Source organism: Massilia sp. Bi118, from assembly GCF_918697865.1.
GTDB lineage: Bacteria > Pseudomonadota > Gammaproteobacteria > Burkholderiales > Burkholderiaceae_D > Telluria.
Genome location: NZ_CAKKMV010000008.1, coordinates 1 through 13,682, shown reverse-complemented (window position 1 = coordinate 13,682; position 13,682 = coordinate 1). Strand labels below are relative to the sequence as shown.

15 protein-coding genes are annotated in these 13,682 nt (G+C 63.8%); 7 read left to right on the top strand and 8 right to left on the bottom strand.

All coding sequences use genetic code 11. From position 1 onward, the window contains the following. The 3 genes from LQV39_RS13165 to LQV39_RS13155 form a co-directional block, all read right to left on the bottom strand. Entirely contained in the window at window positions 1-1,458 is a 1,458-nt protein-coding gene (locus tag LQV39_RS13165; protein ID WP_230026214.1) for an NAD(P)(+) transhydrogenase (Re/Si-specific) subunit beta, read from the bottom strand. Continuing rightward, a complete protein-coding gene (locus LQV39_RS13160; RefSeq protein ID WP_230026212.1) occupies window positions 1,455-1,799 on the bottom strand; it encodes an NAD(P) transhydrogenase subunit alpha in 345 nt (114 codons plus the stop codon). The genes LQV39_RS13165 and LQV39_RS13160 overlap by 4 nt, the downstream gene beginning before the upstream one ends. Before the next feature lie 117 nt (window positions 1,800-1,916). Continuing rightward, window positions 1,917-3,029 (bottom strand): Re/Si-specific NAD(P)(+) transhydrogenase subunit alpha, encoded by a 1,113-nt coding sequence (locus LQV39_RS13155; RefSeq protein ID WP_230026210.1) that lies wholly within the window; start codon window positions 3,027-3,029, stop codon window positions 1,917-1,919. A 258-nt stretch (window positions 3,030-3,287) separates the two neighbouring features. Between LQV39_RS13155 and LQV39_RS13150 the strand changes: the two genes are divergently transcribed. The 3 genes from LQV39_RS13150 (at window position 3,288) to LQV39_RS13140 (ending at window position 5,595) form a co-directional block, all read left to right on the top strand. Beyond that, the gene (locus tag LQV39_RS13150) at window positions 3,288-3,794 is read left to right on the top strand and encodes an NUDIX hydrolase (protein ID WP_230026208.1); all 507 of its coding nucleotides are present in this window, start codon (window positions 3,288-3,290) and stop codon (window positions 3,792-3,794) included. Window positions 3,795-3,799: 5 nt separating this feature from the next. Then, complete coding sequence (gene mnmA, locus LQV39_RS13145) at window positions 3,800-4,909, top strand: tRNA 2-thiouridine(34) synthase MnmA (protein ID WP_230026205.1); 1,110 nt, start codon at window positions 3,800-3,802, stop codon at window positions 4,907-4,909. 209 nt (window positions 4,910-5,118) lie between these two features. Beyond that, entirely contained in the window at window positions 5,119-5,595 is a 477-nt protein-coding gene (locus tag LQV39_RS13140; protein WP_230026203.1) for a chemotaxis protein CheW, read from the top strand. A gap of 4 nt (window positions 5,596-5,599) precedes the next feature. Here LQV39_RS13140 and LQV39_RS13135 read toward each other — a convergent pair whose 3' ends face one another. From LQV39_RS13135 to LQV39_RS13125, 3 genes are read right to left on the bottom strand one after another with little or no spacing between them, the layout of a single operon-like run. Continuing rightward, complete coding sequence (locus LQV39_RS13135; RefSeq protein WP_230026201.1) at window positions 5,600-5,983, bottom strand: ANTAR domain-containing response regulator; 384 nt, start codon at window positions 5,981-5,983, stop codon at window positions 5,600-5,602. Window positions 5,984-5,999: 16 nt separating this feature from the next. Further along, window positions 6,000-6,776 (bottom strand): 5'-3' exonuclease H3TH domain-containing protein, encoded by a 777-nt coding sequence (locus LQV39_RS13130; protein ID WP_230026198.1) that lies wholly within the window; start codon window positions 6,774-6,776, stop codon window positions 6,000-6,002. Window positions 6,777-6,787: 11 nt separating this feature from the next. Further along, window positions 6,788-7,459 (bottom strand): glutathione S-transferase family protein, encoded by a 672-nt coding sequence (locus LQV39_RS13125; RefSeq protein WP_230026196.1) that lies wholly within the window; start codon window positions 7,457-7,459, stop codon window positions 6,788-6,790. A 163-nt stretch (window positions 7,460-7,622) separates the two neighbouring features. On the opposite strand from LQV39_RS13125, the gene LQV39_RS26405 reads away from it, so the two are divergent. From LQV39_RS26405 to LQV39_RS13105, 3 genes are all read left to right on the top strand, one after another. Continuing rightward, on the top strand, window positions 7,623-9,170 hold the full coding sequence (locus LQV39_RS26405) for a methyl-accepting chemotaxis protein (protein WP_290368586.1): 1,548 nt from the start codon (window positions 7,623-7,625) through the stop codon (window positions 9,168-9,170). A 110-nt stretch (window positions 9,171-9,280) separates the two neighbouring features. After that, window positions 9,281-11,209 (top strand): CocE/NonD family hydrolase, encoded by a 1,929-nt coding sequence (locus LQV39_RS13110; protein ID WP_230026194.1) that lies wholly within the window; start codon window positions 9,281-9,283, stop codon window positions 11,207-11,209. A 128-nt stretch (window positions 11,210-11,337) separates the two neighbouring features. Further along, on the top strand, window positions 11,338-11,919 hold the full coding sequence (locus LQV39_RS13105; protein ID WP_230026192.1) for a hypothetical protein: 582 nt from the start codon (window positions 11,338-11,340) through the stop codon (window positions 11,917-11,919). Here the strand turns inward: LQV39_RS13105 and LQV39_RS13100 are convergent. Then, window positions 11,916-12,173, bottom strand: coding sequence for a Txe/YoeB family addiction module toxin (locus LQV39_RS13100; protein WP_230026190.1), 258 nt, complete (start codon window positions 12,171-12,173; stop codon window positions 11,916-11,918). The genes LQV39_RS13105 and LQV39_RS13100 overlap by 4 nt on opposite strands. After that, window positions 12,148-12,447: a type II toxin-antitoxin system Phd/YefM family antitoxin gene (locus tag LQV39_RS13095; protein ID WP_230026187.1), complete on the bottom strand. Its 300-nt coding sequence runs from the start codon at window positions 12,445-12,447 to the stop codon at window positions 12,148-12,150. The genes LQV39_RS13100 and LQV39_RS13095 overlap by 26 nt, the downstream gene beginning before the upstream one ends. A gap of 148 nt (window positions 12,448-12,595) precedes the next feature. Between LQV39_RS13095 and LQV39_RS13090 the strand changes: the two genes are divergently transcribed. Then, window positions 12,596-13,483: a DUF72 domain-containing protein gene (locus LQV39_RS13090; protein WP_230026185.1), complete on the top strand. Its 888-nt coding sequence runs from the start codon at window positions 12,596-12,598 to the stop codon at window positions 13,481-13,483. The last annotated feature ends 199 nt before the right edge of the window (window positions 13,484-13,682 follow it).

Genomic DNA, 13,682 nt, shown 5'->3' with positions numbered 1-13,682 from the left:
TCATTCCACTGCTTTCACCATCGATTCGATCACCTTCTTCGCATCGCCAAACACCATCATCGTGTTCGGCTGATAGAACAGGTCGTTGTCCAGGCCCGCATAGCCGGACGCCATCGAGCGCTTGTTGACGATGATGCTCTTGGCTTTATAGGCCTCCAGGATGGGCATGCCGGCGATCGGCGATTTCGGGTCCTTGGCCGCCGGGTTCACCACGTCGTTCGCGCCCAGCACCAGCACCACGTCGGTCTGGCCGAACTCGCCGTTGATGTCCTCCATTTCCGCCACCTGGTCGTAGGGCACCTCGGCCTCGGCCAGCAGCACGTTCATGTGGCCGGGCATGCGTCCCGCCACCGGGTGGATCGCGTAGCGCACCGTCACGCCATGTTCCGTCAGCTTGTCGACCAGTTCCTTGACCGTGTGCTGGGCGCGCGCCACCGCCAGGCCGTAGCCCGGCACGATGATCACCGATTCGGCGTTCTGCAGGATGAAGGCGGCGTCCTCCGGCGAGCCGGATTTGACTGGGCGCTGCTCCTTGGCGCCGCCGGCGTCGGTACTCGTTGCCTCGCCGCCGAAACCGCCCAGGATCACATTGAAAAAGGAGCGGTTCATCGCCTTGCACATGATGTACGACAGGATCGCGCCACTCGAGCCCACCAGCGAACCGGCGATGATCAGCATCGAGTTATTCAGCGAGAAGCCGATGCCGGCCGCCGCCCATCCCGAATAGGAGTTCAGCATCGACACCACCACCGGCATGTCGGCGCCGCCGATCGGGATGATGATGAGTACACCCAGCACGAAGGACAGCACGGCCATCACGATATACGGCGTCCAGGCCGGCGCCACGCCATCCGAGAAGCAGAACACCAGGCCCAGCGCGATGATGGCGATCGCCACCAGCAGGTTGATCAGGTGCTGGCCCGGATAGCGCACCGGCGCGCCCTGGAACAGGCGGAATTTATATTTGCCCGCCAGCTTGCCAAAGGCGATCACGGAACCGGAGAAGGTCACGGCGCCCACGAAAGTACCGATGAACAGTTCCAGGCGGTTGCCGAAGGGGAGCGCGGCATCGCGGGCGGCGATGTTGAAGGCCCAGGGCTCGGACACGGCGGCAATCGCGATGCAGACCGCGGCCAGGCCGATGAGCGAGTGCATGGCCGCCACCAGCTCCGGCATCTTGGTCATCTCGACCTTGCGCGCGGCAACGGTGCCGATCGCGCCACCCACGACCACGCCCAGCAGCACCAGGCCGAAGCCCATGCCGCCGGTCTGGATCTGCTCTTTTAATTTGAACATCAAGGCGATCGTGGTGACGACCGCAATCGCCATCCCGCTCATGCCGAACACATTGCCCATGCGCGCCGTCGAGGGCGAGGACAGGCCCTTCAGCGCCTGGATGAAGCATACCGACGCCACCAGGTAGAGCAGCGTCACCACATTCATGCTGACGAAATTCATGCCGTCTCCTTTTCACGCGCGGCGGGCGCGGACTTCGCTTCGCGGGAAGCTTTCGGCTCCTTCTTCTTGAACATCTCCAGCATGCGCTGGGTGACCAGGAAGCCGCCGAACACGTTGACGGCAGCCAGCGCCACGGCCAGCGTGCCCGCCACCTGGCCGGTCACGCCCTCGGTCAGGCCGGCCGCCAGCATGGCGCCGACGATGATGATGGCCGACACCGCATTGGTCACTGCCATCAGCGGCGTGTGCAGGGCCGGCGTGACGGTCCACACCACGTGGTAGCCGACGTAGATCGCCAGCACGAAGATGATCAGGTTGATGATTGTGTGGCTGATTTCCATATTGTTTCTCCTTCCGAATTCCAGTTACCGTCATCCCCGCGCAGGCGGGGATCCAAGTCCGTTCGCGTAACGCTAGCTGAACTTGGGTTCCCGCCTTCGCGGGAACGACGATGAGTGTTATTTGCGCAGCACTTCGCCGTCGGCGCACACCATCACCGCCTTCACGATCTCGTCCTCGCGGTCGAAGGCCAGCTTGCCCTCCTTGTCGACGATGAGTTTCAGGAAATCGAGCACGTTGCGCGCGTAAAGGGCCGAGGCGTCGGCCGCCACCAGGGCCGGCAGGTTCGGCTCGCCGATCAGGGTGACGCCGTGCTTGACCACGGTTTTACCCAGTTCCGTCAGCGGGCAGTTGCCGCCCTGCTCGATCGCCATGTCGACGATGACGGAGCCGGGTTTCATGGCGCGCACCGTGTCCTCAAGGATCAGGACCGGCGCCTTGCGGCCGGGGATCAGCGCGGTGGTGATGACGATGTCGGCCAGCCTGGCGCGCTCGTGCACCAGTTCGGCCTGGCGGCGCATCCAATCGGCCGGCATCGGGCGCGCATAACCGCCCACGCCTTGCGCGATCTCCTTTTCTTCGTCGGTAATGAAGGGCACGTCGATGAACTTGGCGCCCAGCGACTCGACCTGCTCCTTGACCGGCGGGCGCACGTCGGACGCCTCGATCACGGCGCCCAGGCGCTTGGCGGTGGCGATCGCCTGCAGGCCGGCCACGCCGACGCCCATGATCAGCACGCGCGCCGCCTTCACGGTGCCGGCGGCCGTCATCAGCATCGGCATGAAGCGCTGGTAGGCGTTGGCGGCCATCATGACCGCCTTGTAGCCGGCGATGTTCGCCTGCGAGGACAGCACGTCCATCGACTGCGCGCGCGTGATGCGCGGCGCGGCTTCGAGGGCAAAGGCGGTGAGGCGCTTGTCGGCCATCGCGGCCAGGTTTTCGGTATCGAAGGGGTTCAGCATGCCGACCAGGGCGGCGCCGGGCTGCATCAGGTAGCGTTCGTCGGCATTCGGGGCGCGCACCTTCAGCACCAGCTCCGCCTGAAACGCTTCCTGGGCAGTGACGATGCGGGCGCCGGCAGCGGCGTAGGCGTCATCAGGCACGGAGGCATGCAGGCCGGCGCCTGACTGCACGAGCACCTCGTGCTGGGCGGCCAGCTTCTTGACGGTTTCGGGCGTTGCGGCGACGCGTGTTTCGCCCGGCCGCGATTCGGCCGGTACACCAATCTTCATGATGCCCCCATTAAATTGATAAACTGTCTACAATCTAGCATGCCAAAGTGGACAAGAGCTGTTGTCAATACCGATCAGTGGTATTTCGTAAACAGATCGGCAATTTTCCTGCTCAACGTGTTACTGACCTAGGCATATCCCACTGTTTTTTGTATCAAATCAAGCGAAAACCCCGGCTGGAACTGTTGCAATGCAGCGTGCGTGCAAGCAACGACCTTTTCATCAAGGTAGAATGTCGGCACATTTTCAAGGACGCGCATGACCCATACCTTCAGACCATCGGTGACCGTCGCCGCCATCATCCAGCGCGATGACGGCCGCTTCCTGCTGATCGAAGAGGAAACCAGCGACGGCATCCGGTTGAATCAGCCGGCTGGCCACCTCGATCCATTCGAATCGCTCGAACAGGCGGTCATTCGCGAAGCCATGGAAGAAACCGCGCACGAGTTCATCCCCGAAGCGCTGGTCGGCATGTACATCTCGCGCTACCACTCGAAGTCGCGCGGCGCCGACGTAACTTACCTGCGCTTCACCTTCTGCGGCAAGCCGGGCAAGCAATACGACCGGCCGCTCGACGATGGCATCCTGCGCACCCTGTGGATGACCCGCGACGAACTCGCGGCCTGCCAGGAGCGCCACCGCAGCCCGACCGTGCTGAAATGCGTGGACGACTACCTGGCCGGCAAGCGCACCTCGCTGGACCTGATCTACACAGATGAGTCCGTCTTCCATGGCGGGCTGCCAACCCAACCGAACGTAAGCTGAACACAATGAGCAAGAAAAAAGTCGTGATCGGGATGTCGGGCGGCGTCGACTCCTCGGTCGCGGCCTGGATGCTGAAGGAACAAGGCTATGAAGTCGTCGGCCTGTTCATGAAGAACTGGGAAGACGACGACGATTCCGAATACTGCTCCACGCGCCAGGACTGGATCGACGCGGCCAGCGTGGCCGACGTGGTCGGCGTGGACATCGAGGCCGTCAACTTCGCCGCCGAATACAAGGACCGCGTGTTCGCGGAATTCCTGCGCGAGTACCAGGCCGGCCGCACGCCGAACCCGGACGTGCTGTGCAACGCCGAGATCAAGTTCAAGGCCTTCCTCGACCACGCCATGAAGCTGGGCGCCGACCTGATCGCGACCGGCCACTATGCGCGCGTGCGCGAGAACCTGGGGACCGGCAAGTTCGAACTGCTGAAGGCCTTCGATTCGACCAAGGACCAGAGCTACTTTCTGCACCGCCTGAACCAGGCGCAGCTCTCGAAAGCCCTGTTCCCGCTGGGCGAGATCCCCAAGAACGAGGTCCGCAAGATCGCCGAAAAGCTGCAGCTGCCGAACGCCGCCAAGAAGGACTCGACCGGGATCTGCTTCATCGGCGAGCGCCCCTTCCGCGAATTCCTGGGCCGCTACCTGCAGCACAAGCCGGGTCCGATCAAGCTGGATAACGGCCAGACGGTCGGCGAGCACGTCGGCCTGTCCTTCTACACGCTGGGTCAGCGAAAAGGCATCGGCATCGGCGGCCTGAAGTCGCACAAGAACGCGGACGGCACCAGCGAGCCGTGGTTCGTCGCGCGCAAGGATATCGCCAGCAACACCCTGTACATCGTGCAGGGCCACGACCACCCGTGGCTGCTGTCCGCGGAACTGGGCGCGGGCCAGGCAAGCTGGATCGCCGGCGAGCCGCCTGCGCCGCGTGCGCTGTCGGCCAAGACCCGCTACCGCCAGGCCGATGTGGCCTGCAGCGTGGCGCCGGAAGGGCTGGACCGTTTCAGCCTGCGCTTCGACGAGGCGCAGTGGGCGGTGACGCCGGGGCAGTCGGCGGTGTTGTATGACGGGGATGTTTGTTTGGGTGGCGGCATCATCGATTCGGCCAGCGCAGTTTGAACGCTGACGCGTAACCCGCAACGTTTTGCACGTCATTCCCGCTTTCGCGGGGATGACGGCGGTAAGGCCTCAACTGTTGCATCCTCCCCCCAAAATTTCAAGAAATGTGCCCACGCTTGCCATTTCTCCATCGAACTCCCCGCCGAAATGCCGTAATCTTCACCAAAGTTGCCGAACGGCAAAATAATTGAAGAACACAGGGAGTAGCCATGGCTGAAGGTATCGTCAACAACACGACAGAAGTGCTGTCGTTCCGTCTGGGCGGCGAAGAATACGCGCTCAGCATTCTCAAGGTCCAGGAAATCCGCGGCTACGACAACGTCACCCGCATCGCGAGCGCGCCGGATTACCTGAAGGGCGTGGTCAACCTGCGCGGCATCATCGTGCCGATCGTGGACATGCGCATCAAGTTCGGCGTCGGCAATCCGACCTATGACGCCTTCACCGTGGTGATCGTCCTGAACATCAATGGCCACACCATTGGCGTGGTGGTCGACAGCGTGTCGGACGTGGTTACCCTGACCCCGGACCAGATCAAGGCCGCGCCGGACCTGGGCGCCAGTGTCGCCGCCGAATACCTGCAGGGCCTGGGCACCGTGGGCGACCGCATGCTGATCCTGCTCGACATCGACAAGCTGCTCAGCTCCGACGAGATGGGCCTGCTGACCGCCGCGCGCAGCGCCTGATCATTCAGCCGCCGCGGTGCTGCTTGACGATCGCCAGCACCGTATTGCGGATCGTCTTCAGTACCGCATCCGCCTTGAAGGGCTTCACGATGAAGCCCTGCACCCCGCGCGCCAGCGCCGCCTGCACCGCCGGCGCATCCAGCGTGCCGGACACCATGAAGATCATGGTCTTCGGCAGCTGGGCGCGCAGCTGTTCGACCACGTCGTTGCCGTCCTCGACCTGCTCGCGCGCGATGCAGAAGATGTGCGGATGGTGCTTCTGCGCCAGCAGGAAGCCGGAATGGCTGGTATGGGTCTGCCCCACGACGTCGTAGCCGGCGTCCATCAGCACCGTGTTGAGCAGGCCGCGCGAAATCGCGTTCGAGTCGACAATCACTGCCTTCAGCATCGTTCGTTCCTTGTAGTCAGAAGCTGTCGTAGGCGAGCATGTTCCAGCTCACCCCGAGCTTCACGTCGGTCTTCAGCTCGACCAGCTTGCGCGAGACCTCGAGGATTTCGCGCTCGGCGCGCAGGCGCTCGCCCAGCGGCGTCTTGAGGATGCCGGCGCCGGCCATCACGGCTTCCAGGCTACCGTAGGCATTCAGCAGGCGCGCCGCCGTCTTCATGCCGATCTTCGACACGCCCGGCACGCCGTCGGTCGCGTCGCCCATCAGCGCCAGCAGGTCGTGCAGGCGCTCCGGCGCGACGCCGAATTTATTCCGCACCCAGGCATCGTCGTGCCACTCGCCCTTGAAGTGGTCCCACACCAGGGCGCCGTGCGCGATCAGCGCGTGCAGGTCCTTGTCGGTGGTGGCGACGACGGCATCGCCGCGTCCTTCCGACAGCCAGCGCATCACGCCGGTGGCGATCACGTCGTCGGCCTCGACCTCGGGAATCATCAGCACGTGCAGGCCGGCCTCGCGCAGGCGCTCGTGGAATTCGGGCAGCGCCTTGCGCAGATCCGAGGGCATGGGCGCCCGCCCTTCGCGATAGCGCGGATACAGCGCGTGGCGCCAGGTCTCGCCGCCGTAGTCGAAGGCCGCCAGCACATGGGTCGGCGCATGCGCCTCCAGCACGTTGCGGAAGGACGAGAAGGCGTGGCGCAGGGCGATGCTCGCCTTCAGGTCGGAGTCCGGCTCGGGACTCGCCTCGTACACCCGGCGGACGATGTTCAGGCCGTCGATGGCCAGCAGTTTCGCCATGCTCTTTGCTCTTACTTTACGAAATCGTACTTGCCGCCCCGGTCGAGCGCGCGCTGGTAGGCCGGGCGCGCGTGGATGCGTTCGAGGAAGGCGCTCAGCTTCGGATACTGCGCGTCCAGCCCGCCGCGCGCCGCGGCCGCCTCCAGCGGGAAGCTGAGCTGGATGTCGGCCGCCGAGAATGCATCGCCCGCAAACCATGCGCGCTGCGCCAGTTCGCCCTCGAGGAAGGCCAGGTGCTGGCGGATCTGCGGCAGCACGAAGCTGTCCTTGACCTTTCTGGCAATGGCGCGCGCGATCGGCCGCACGAAGAAGGGCGCGGGCGTGCTCTCGACGCGGTCGAACACCAGTTTCAATAACAGCGGCGGCATGGCCGAGCCTTCGGCGTAGTGCAGGAAATAGGTGTAGCGCAGGCGCTCGGGCGTGCCGGCGGCGGGAGCCAGGCGGCCCTCGCCATAGCGCCCGACCAGATACTCGATGATGGCGCCGGATTCGGCCACGATGGTATCTCCGTCCTGGATCACCGGCGATTTGCCGAGCGGGTGCACCGCGCGCAATTCCGGCGGCGCCAGCATCGTCTTCGGGTCGCGCTGGTATTTTTTGATCTCGTAGGCCAGGCCGAGTTCCTCCAGCAGCCACAGGATGCGCTGGGAGCGGGAGTTGTTCAGGTGATGGACGATGATCATGTAAGGCCGGGGTCGCGTGAAATGGCGCTAGCTTAGCACTGTTGCGTGTTTGCCAGTAGTCATCAGCAATTTCGACAATTTATTTATTGATTTGATGCAACTTGCATGTATACTCGCCAACTTCCGTCAAAACTGACAATTGTTATTTCCTGATTTCATTCCCATGAAACGTTTCTCCAGCCTGAACATCGCGAGGAAGCTCGGCCTCCTCACCCTCATCACGGGCCTAGGCATCGCTGCCGTCGCCGCCGGCTTCCTGGTGTCCGAGCGCAAGCTGATCGGCGACGAACGGGGCCGCGCCGTGCGCCAGGCAGTGGAGGTTGCCGCCGGCGTGGTCGCCCGCTATGAGCACCTGGCCGCCAGCGGCGCCCTGCCCGCCGAGCAGGCCAGGCACGAGGCGCTGGAAGCGCTGCGCGCGCTGCGCTACGACGGCCAGGAATACTTCTGGGTCAACGACATGCAGCCGCGCATGCTGATGCATCCGACCTCCAGCAAGCTGGAAGGCACGGACGTCAGCGGCATCGCCGATCCGGACGGCGTGCACCTCTTCGTCAAGGCCGCCGACGTCGCCAGGACCCAGGGCGCCGGCTTCATCGCCTACATGTGGCCCAAGCCGGGCAGGGACAAGCCGGTCCCGAAGATCTCGTATGTGAAAGCGGTGCCGGGCTGGGGCTGGGTGGTGGGTTCGGGCGTCTACCTGGATGCCATCGGCGCCGTGTTCTGGCCGCGCGTGATCGAGTTCTCGCTGGCCGCCGCCCTGCTCTCGGGCGTGCTGATGCTGGCCGGCCACCTGATCTCGCGCAGCATCCGCCTGCCGCTGGCGCGCGCCGTGACGCTGGCGAACACGGTGGCCGCCGGCGATCTCACCACTGTCATCGAGGCCAAAGGCCAGGACGAGACGGCCCAGCTGCTGCGCGCCCTGCGCGAAATGAACGACAGCCTGTCCGGCATCGTCGGCGAAGTCGACGCCGGCATCCGCACCATCGCCAGCGCCTCGACCCAGATCGCGAGCGGCAACCAGGACCTGTCGAGCCGTACCGAGCAGCAGGCCGGCGCACTGCAGGAAACCGCGGCCACGATGGAAGAGCTGACCGGCGCCGTGCAGCAGAACGCCGCCAATGCGCGCCACGCCAGCAGCCTGGCCTCCTCGGCCAGCGACGTGGCGCAGCGCGGCGGCGCCATGGTCGCGCGCGTGGTCGACACCATGGATGCGATCCACGGTTCGGCGCAGCGGATCGCGGACATCATCGGCGTCATCGACGGCATCGCCTTCCAGACCAATATCCTGGCCCTGAACGCGGCGGTGGAAGCGGCGCGCGCCGGCGAGCAGGGCCGCGGCTTCGCGGTCGTCGCCGGCGAAGTGCGCGCCCTGGCGCAGCGCTCGGCGGCGGCGGCCAGGGAAGTGCGCAGCCTGATCGACGATTCCGTGCGCAAGGTCGACGACGGTTCGGCACTGGTGCGCCAGGCCGGCGACACGATGCGGGAGATCGTCGCCAGCGTCGACCGCGTGAACGGCATCATCGGCGAGATCGCCGGCGCCAGCGAGCACCAGCAGGAAGGCATCGTCCAGGTCAACCGCGCCATTGCCGGCATGGACGATGCGACCCAGCAGAACGCGGCCTTGGTCGAGCAGGCTGCTGCCGCGGCGGCGGCGATGAACGAGCAGGCGCAGCGCCTCAGCGAAGTCTTCAGCGTGTTCAAAGTAAGCTGAGGGCCTCTAAACATTAAACCGTGCGTGATTGCGTGCGGGGCTTCGCTTGGGTTATGCTTTAATGCAACTTTTAACAATGTTGCTTACTTAATCACCCATTGGAGAACCCGATGTCGCGTTCGCGCCTGCCGTCCCTGTCCCTTCTTCCCCTGCTGCTCGCCGCGCTCGGCGGCGCGGCCATGGCCCAGACGCCGCCGATGGCGCCCGACATCCCGTCCGACAAATTCTCCATCACGGTCCCGAACGCGGATTACACGAAGCAGGAAGTGATGATCACGATGCGCGACGGCGTCAAGCTGCATACCGTGATCGTGATTCCGAAGGACGTAGCGCACGCGCCCATCATGCTGACCCGCACGCCCTACAATGCCTCGGGCCGCGCCGGCCGCATGAAGAGCCCGCACATCAGCTCCATCCTGGGCGACGGCGACGACGCCTTCATCGCCAACGGCTACATCCGCGTGTTCCAGGACGTGCGCGGCAAGTACGGCTCCGAAGGCGACTACGTGATGACGCGCCCGGTGCGCGGCCCGCTGAACAATACCCAGGTCGACCACAGCACCGATGCGTACGACACCATCGACTGGCTGGTCAAGAACGTCAAGGAATCGAACGGCAAGGTCGGCATGGTCGGCTCCTCGTACGAAGGCTTTACGGTGCTGATGGCGCTGGTCGAGCCCCACCCCGCGCTAAAGGCCGCGGTGCCGATGAGCCCCATGGTCGACGGCTGGCGCGGCGACGACTGGTTCCACAACGGCGCCTTCCGCAATACCAACCTCGATTACATCGCCGGCCAGAACTCGGCGCGCGGCGCGGGTGAGCGCATCGCCACCGGCACCTTCGACGACTACGACGCTTTCCTGCGCGCCGGCTCGACCTTCGATTTCGCCCACCTGTACGGCGTCGACCAGCTGAACTTCACGAAGAAGATCTTCGAGCACCCGGCCTACGACAGCTTCTGGCAGGAGCAGGCGCTGGACCGCATCCTGGCCAAAAAGCCGCTCACGGTGCCGACCATGACCGTGGTCGGCCGCTGGGACCAGGAAGACATCTACGGGGCCTACGCGACCTATGCGGCGGTGGAGCCGAAGGACAAGGACAATCGCATGAATTCGCTGGTGGTCGGCCCCTGGCGCCACAGCGGCGTGAACTACGAGGGCTCCTCGCTGGGCGCGCTGAAATTCACCGGCGACACCGCCCAGCAGTTCCGCCGCGAGGTCATGCTGCCCTTCTTCAACCAGTATTTAAAAGATGGCGCGCCGAAGTTCGACACGCCGCCGGTGTGGAGCTATCAGACTGGCGTGAACCGCTGGCGCCGGCTGGAGCAGTGGCCGCTGGTCCCGAGTTCGACGAAGATGTACCTGAAGCCCGGCTTCGGTCTCGGCTTCAGCAAGGATGAGATGCGGGCCGACAGCAAGGCCACGGCCTTCGACGAATACGTGTCCGATCCGGCAAAACCGGTGCCCTTCGTGCCGCGCCCCGTGCGCATGAGCGAGGGCACCGTGTGGAAGCCCTGGCTGGTGACCGACCAGCGTTCGTATTCGGACCGCCCGGACGTGCTGACCTATGTGAGCGAACCCCTGAGCCAGCCGCTGGCACTGGCCGGCGAACCGATGGTCAACCTGTTCGCGTCCACCAGCGGCACCGACAGCGACTGGGTCGTGAAACTGATCGACGTCTATCCGGACGAAGTCGCGGCCCAGCCGGAGATGGGCGGCTACCAGCTGCCAATCGCGATGGACATCCTGCGCGGCCGCTACCGCCAGGGCTTCGACAAGCCGGCCGCGATCCCTGCCAACAAGGCCGAACGCTACCGCTTCGCGCTGCCGAACGTCGATCACGTCTTCCTGCCGGGCCACCGCATCATGGTGCAGATCCAGTCCAGCTGGTTCCCGCTCTACGACCGCAACCCGCAGACCTTCGTGCCGAACATCTTCTACGCGAAGCCGGGCGACTACCGCAAGGCCACCCAGCGGGTTTATCACGCGCCGGGCATGGAAAGCGCGATCGAATTGCCTGTCGTTTCGGCTGGGAAATGAAAGCGGCCGAGCTGGCCACGCGTTGTGGCCGCTCGGCGACAAATGTTAAAAACAGGCAGGACTTTCGTCACAGACAGGTGTAGGCTGAACCCAGCATTTCGTTCACCTGCACTCCTCCGAGGTCCACCATGAAACACCTGTTCACCGCCACCGCCCTGTTGTTCGGCAGTGCGCTCGCGCATGCCCAATCCGCCCACTGGACCTTCACCTATACCGGCTTCTACGACAGGCAAGCCGCCGCCTTCCTGCCCGACATGCAGATCGCCGGTTCCTTCACCGGCTTCGACCAGAACGCCGACGGCGTCCTCGAAATCGGGGAACTGAGCTCGCTCACCATCGGCTCCATGGACTACGTGGCCTGCGCCGCGTCCAGCAATGCTTATTACCACTGCGGCGCCGACAGCTTCGTCTTCTCGCCGAACAGGGGCCTGGCCTTCAGCCTCGGCGAATACGGCGGCGATCCCGAAGGCTGGAACAGCGGCGGCCACCTGATCGAGACGGGCAAGCTGAGTTACGACTACCAGATCACGCCCTACAACACGGTCGAACACCACCTGCTGTGGAACGAGAACACGGTGCTGAGCATGGTGTCGGCCTCGCCGGTGTCGCCGGTGCCGGAGGCGCCTGCGTGGGCGATGCTGGCAGCGGGGCTGGGGGCGGTGGGTTTGTGGCGCCGGCGGCCGGCAAAGGCCGTGCCCATCAGCCGTTAGTAGTGGTAGCGACAGGAGATAATCACCAGCTCTTCTTCGTTTAACTGGTAGACCAGGCGGCTGGTCTCGTCGATCCGACGTGACCAGCAGCCACTCAGGCTATGTTTCAAGGCCTCGGGTTTGCCGATCCCTTCGAATGGGCTTCTCTGTGCATCCTTGATCAGGTCGTTGATGCGCTTGAGCGTTTTTCTATCTTGTGTCTGCCAATAGATGTAGCTGTTCCAGGCTTCATCTGTGAACTTCAGGTTTCGCATCTTGCGCTTCCTCGGCTTCAGGGGTTTCAATTAACTCCCGATGCTGCGCTTGACCGCCACGTGCCTGAGCGAGTGACTTTGCAAGGTGAGCCGCGTTTGCTGGCGAACTCAACAAGTGCACAGTCTCCATGAGGCTACTGTAGTAATCAAAGGACATAACAACGGCATCCGGCGCATCGCGGCGCGAAATGACGGTTACGTCTGCATCTTCAACTACTTGGTCAATGACAGTCCGAAGACTGTTGCGAGCATCGGAAAAGTTGACGATTCTCATTGCGATGTATCCCTTCTCACCAAGCAAAACTTGTACAACAAATTGTACAAGTAATAGTATAGCGCAAACTGCGCAAAAAAGAATCCCGATTGATCACGGTTCGTCAACGTACCGAAACCTAGCCCCTTCCCGCCCTACCATCGCTGGCATGGGCGACATCTTCATCGGCATCTCGGGCTGGCGTTACGAACCGTGGCGCGGCGTGTTCTATCCGCGCGGGCTGGTGCAGGCGCGCGAACTGGAGTACGCCTCGCGCGAACTGCCCACCATCGAGATCAACGGCTCCTTCTATTCGCTGCAGCGGCCGTCCAGCTACGAAGCCTGGTACGCCGCCACGCCGCCCGGCTTCGTCTTCGCCGTGAAGGGCAACCGCTTCATCACCCACATGCTCAAGCTGCGCGGCATCGAAACGCCGCTGGCGAACGTGCTGGCTTCCGGCGTGTTCGCGCTGCGCGAGAAGCTCGGCCCCATTTTGTGGCAGTTCCCGCCGCAGCTGCGTTTCGAACCCGAGAAGACCGAACGCTTTCTGGCCATGCTGCCGGTCGATACCGGCCAGGCGCTGGCCATCGCGCGCGGCCACGACGCCAAGATGGAGGGGCGTTCGCTGCTGGAAATCGACGCCATGCGTCCGCTGCGGCACGCGGTGGAGGTGCGCCACGAGAGCTTCCGCGACGAGGCTTTCATTGCGATGCTGCGCAAGCATAATGTGGCGCTGGTGGTGGCCGACACCGCGGGCAAATGGCCGGACTGGGAAGACGTGACGGCGGATTTTGTCTATATCCGCCTGCATGGCGAGCATGAGCTGTATGCCAGCGGGTATGAGGACGAGTCGCTGGAGCGCTGGGCTTCGAAGATCCGCTTGTGGAGCGAGGGCAAACAGCCGAAAGATGCGCGGCTGGTGTCGAACGTGGCGCCGCCGAAAGCAAAAAGCCGGGATGTGTACTGCTACTTCGATAACGACATCAAGGTGCGGGCGCCGTTCGATGCGAAGCGTTTGATGGCCTTGCTGGACCTGGGATGGCGGACTGCGGCTTGAAACGTCGTCCCCGCGGAGGCGGGGACCCAAGGAAAAGTATGCTCTGATCGTGCAACTTGGATTCCCGCCTGCGCGCACTGCTGTCCAAGATAGTTCGTTACCTCTTCGTTAAAGTCTACGTCGCTGTCTCGGTTGTAGTGTCCGGGCCTTTTTTCGACACGTTCGAAAAGGCTCGGGGTCGACAACAGGTGGCTCGAAG

Excerpts from the sequence above, each read along its gene's own strand:
- LQV39_RS13140 (WP_230026203.1), top strand. The coding sequence starts at position 5,119 with ATGGCTGAAGGTATCGTCAACAACACGACAGAAGTGCTGTCGTTCCGT.
- mnmA (WP_230026205.1), top strand. The coding sequence starts at position 3,800 with ATGAGCAAGAAAAAAGTCGTGATCGGGATGTCGGGCGGCGTCGACTCC.
- LQV39_RS13110 (WP_230026194.1), top strand. The coding sequence starts at position 9,281 with ATGTCGCGTTCGCGCCTGCCGTCCCTGTCCCTTCTTCCCCTGCTGCTC.
- LQV39_RS13095 (WP_230026187.1), bottom strand. The coding sequence starts at position 12,447 with ATGAGAATCGTCAACTTTTCCGATGCTCGCAACAGTCTTCGGACTGTC.
- LQV39_RS13090 (WP_230026185.1), top strand. The coding sequence starts at position 12,596 with ATGGGCGACATCTTCATCGGCATCTCGGGCTGGCGTTACGAACCGTGG.
- LQV39_RS13150 (WP_230026208.1), top strand. The coding sequence starts at position 3,288 with ATGACCCATACCTTCAGACCATCGGTGACCGTCGCCGCCATCATCCAG.
- LQV39_RS13155 (WP_230026210.1), bottom strand. The coding sequence starts at position 3,029 with ATGAAGATTGGTGTACCGGCCGAATCGCGGCCGGGCGAAACACGCGTC.
- LQV39_RS13160 (WP_230026212.1), bottom strand. The coding sequence starts at position 1,799 with ATGGAAATCAGCCACACAATCATCAACCTGATCATCTTCGTGCTGGCG.
- LQV39_RS13125 (WP_230026196.1), bottom strand. The coding sequence starts at position 7,459 with ATGATCATCGTCCATCACCTGAACAACTCCCGCTCCCAGCGCATCCTG.
- LQV39_RS13130 (WP_230026198.1), bottom strand. The coding sequence starts at position 6,776 with ATGGCGAAACTGCTGGCCATCGACGGCCTGAACATCGTCCGCCGGGTG.
- LQV39_RS13100 (WP_230026190.1), bottom strand. The coding sequence starts at position 12,173 with ATGCGAAACCTGAAGTTCACAGATGAAGCCTGGAACAGCTACATCTAT.
- LQV39_RS13135 (WP_230026201.1), bottom strand. The coding sequence starts at position 5,983 with ATGCTGAAGGCAGTGATTGTCGACTCGAACGCGATTTCGCGCGGCCTG.
- LQV39_RS26405 (WP_290368586.1), top strand. The coding sequence starts at position 7,623 with ATGAAACGTTTCTCCAGCCTGAACATCGCGAGGAAGCTCGGCCTCCTC.
- LQV39_RS13105 (WP_230026192.1), top strand. The coding sequence starts at position 11,338 with ATGAAACACCTGTTCACCGCCACCGCCCTGTTGTTCGGCAGTGCGCTC.
- LQV39_RS13165 (WP_230026214.1), bottom strand. The coding sequence starts at position 1,458 with ATGAATTTCGTCAGCATGAATGTGGTGACGCTGCTCTACCTGGTGGCG.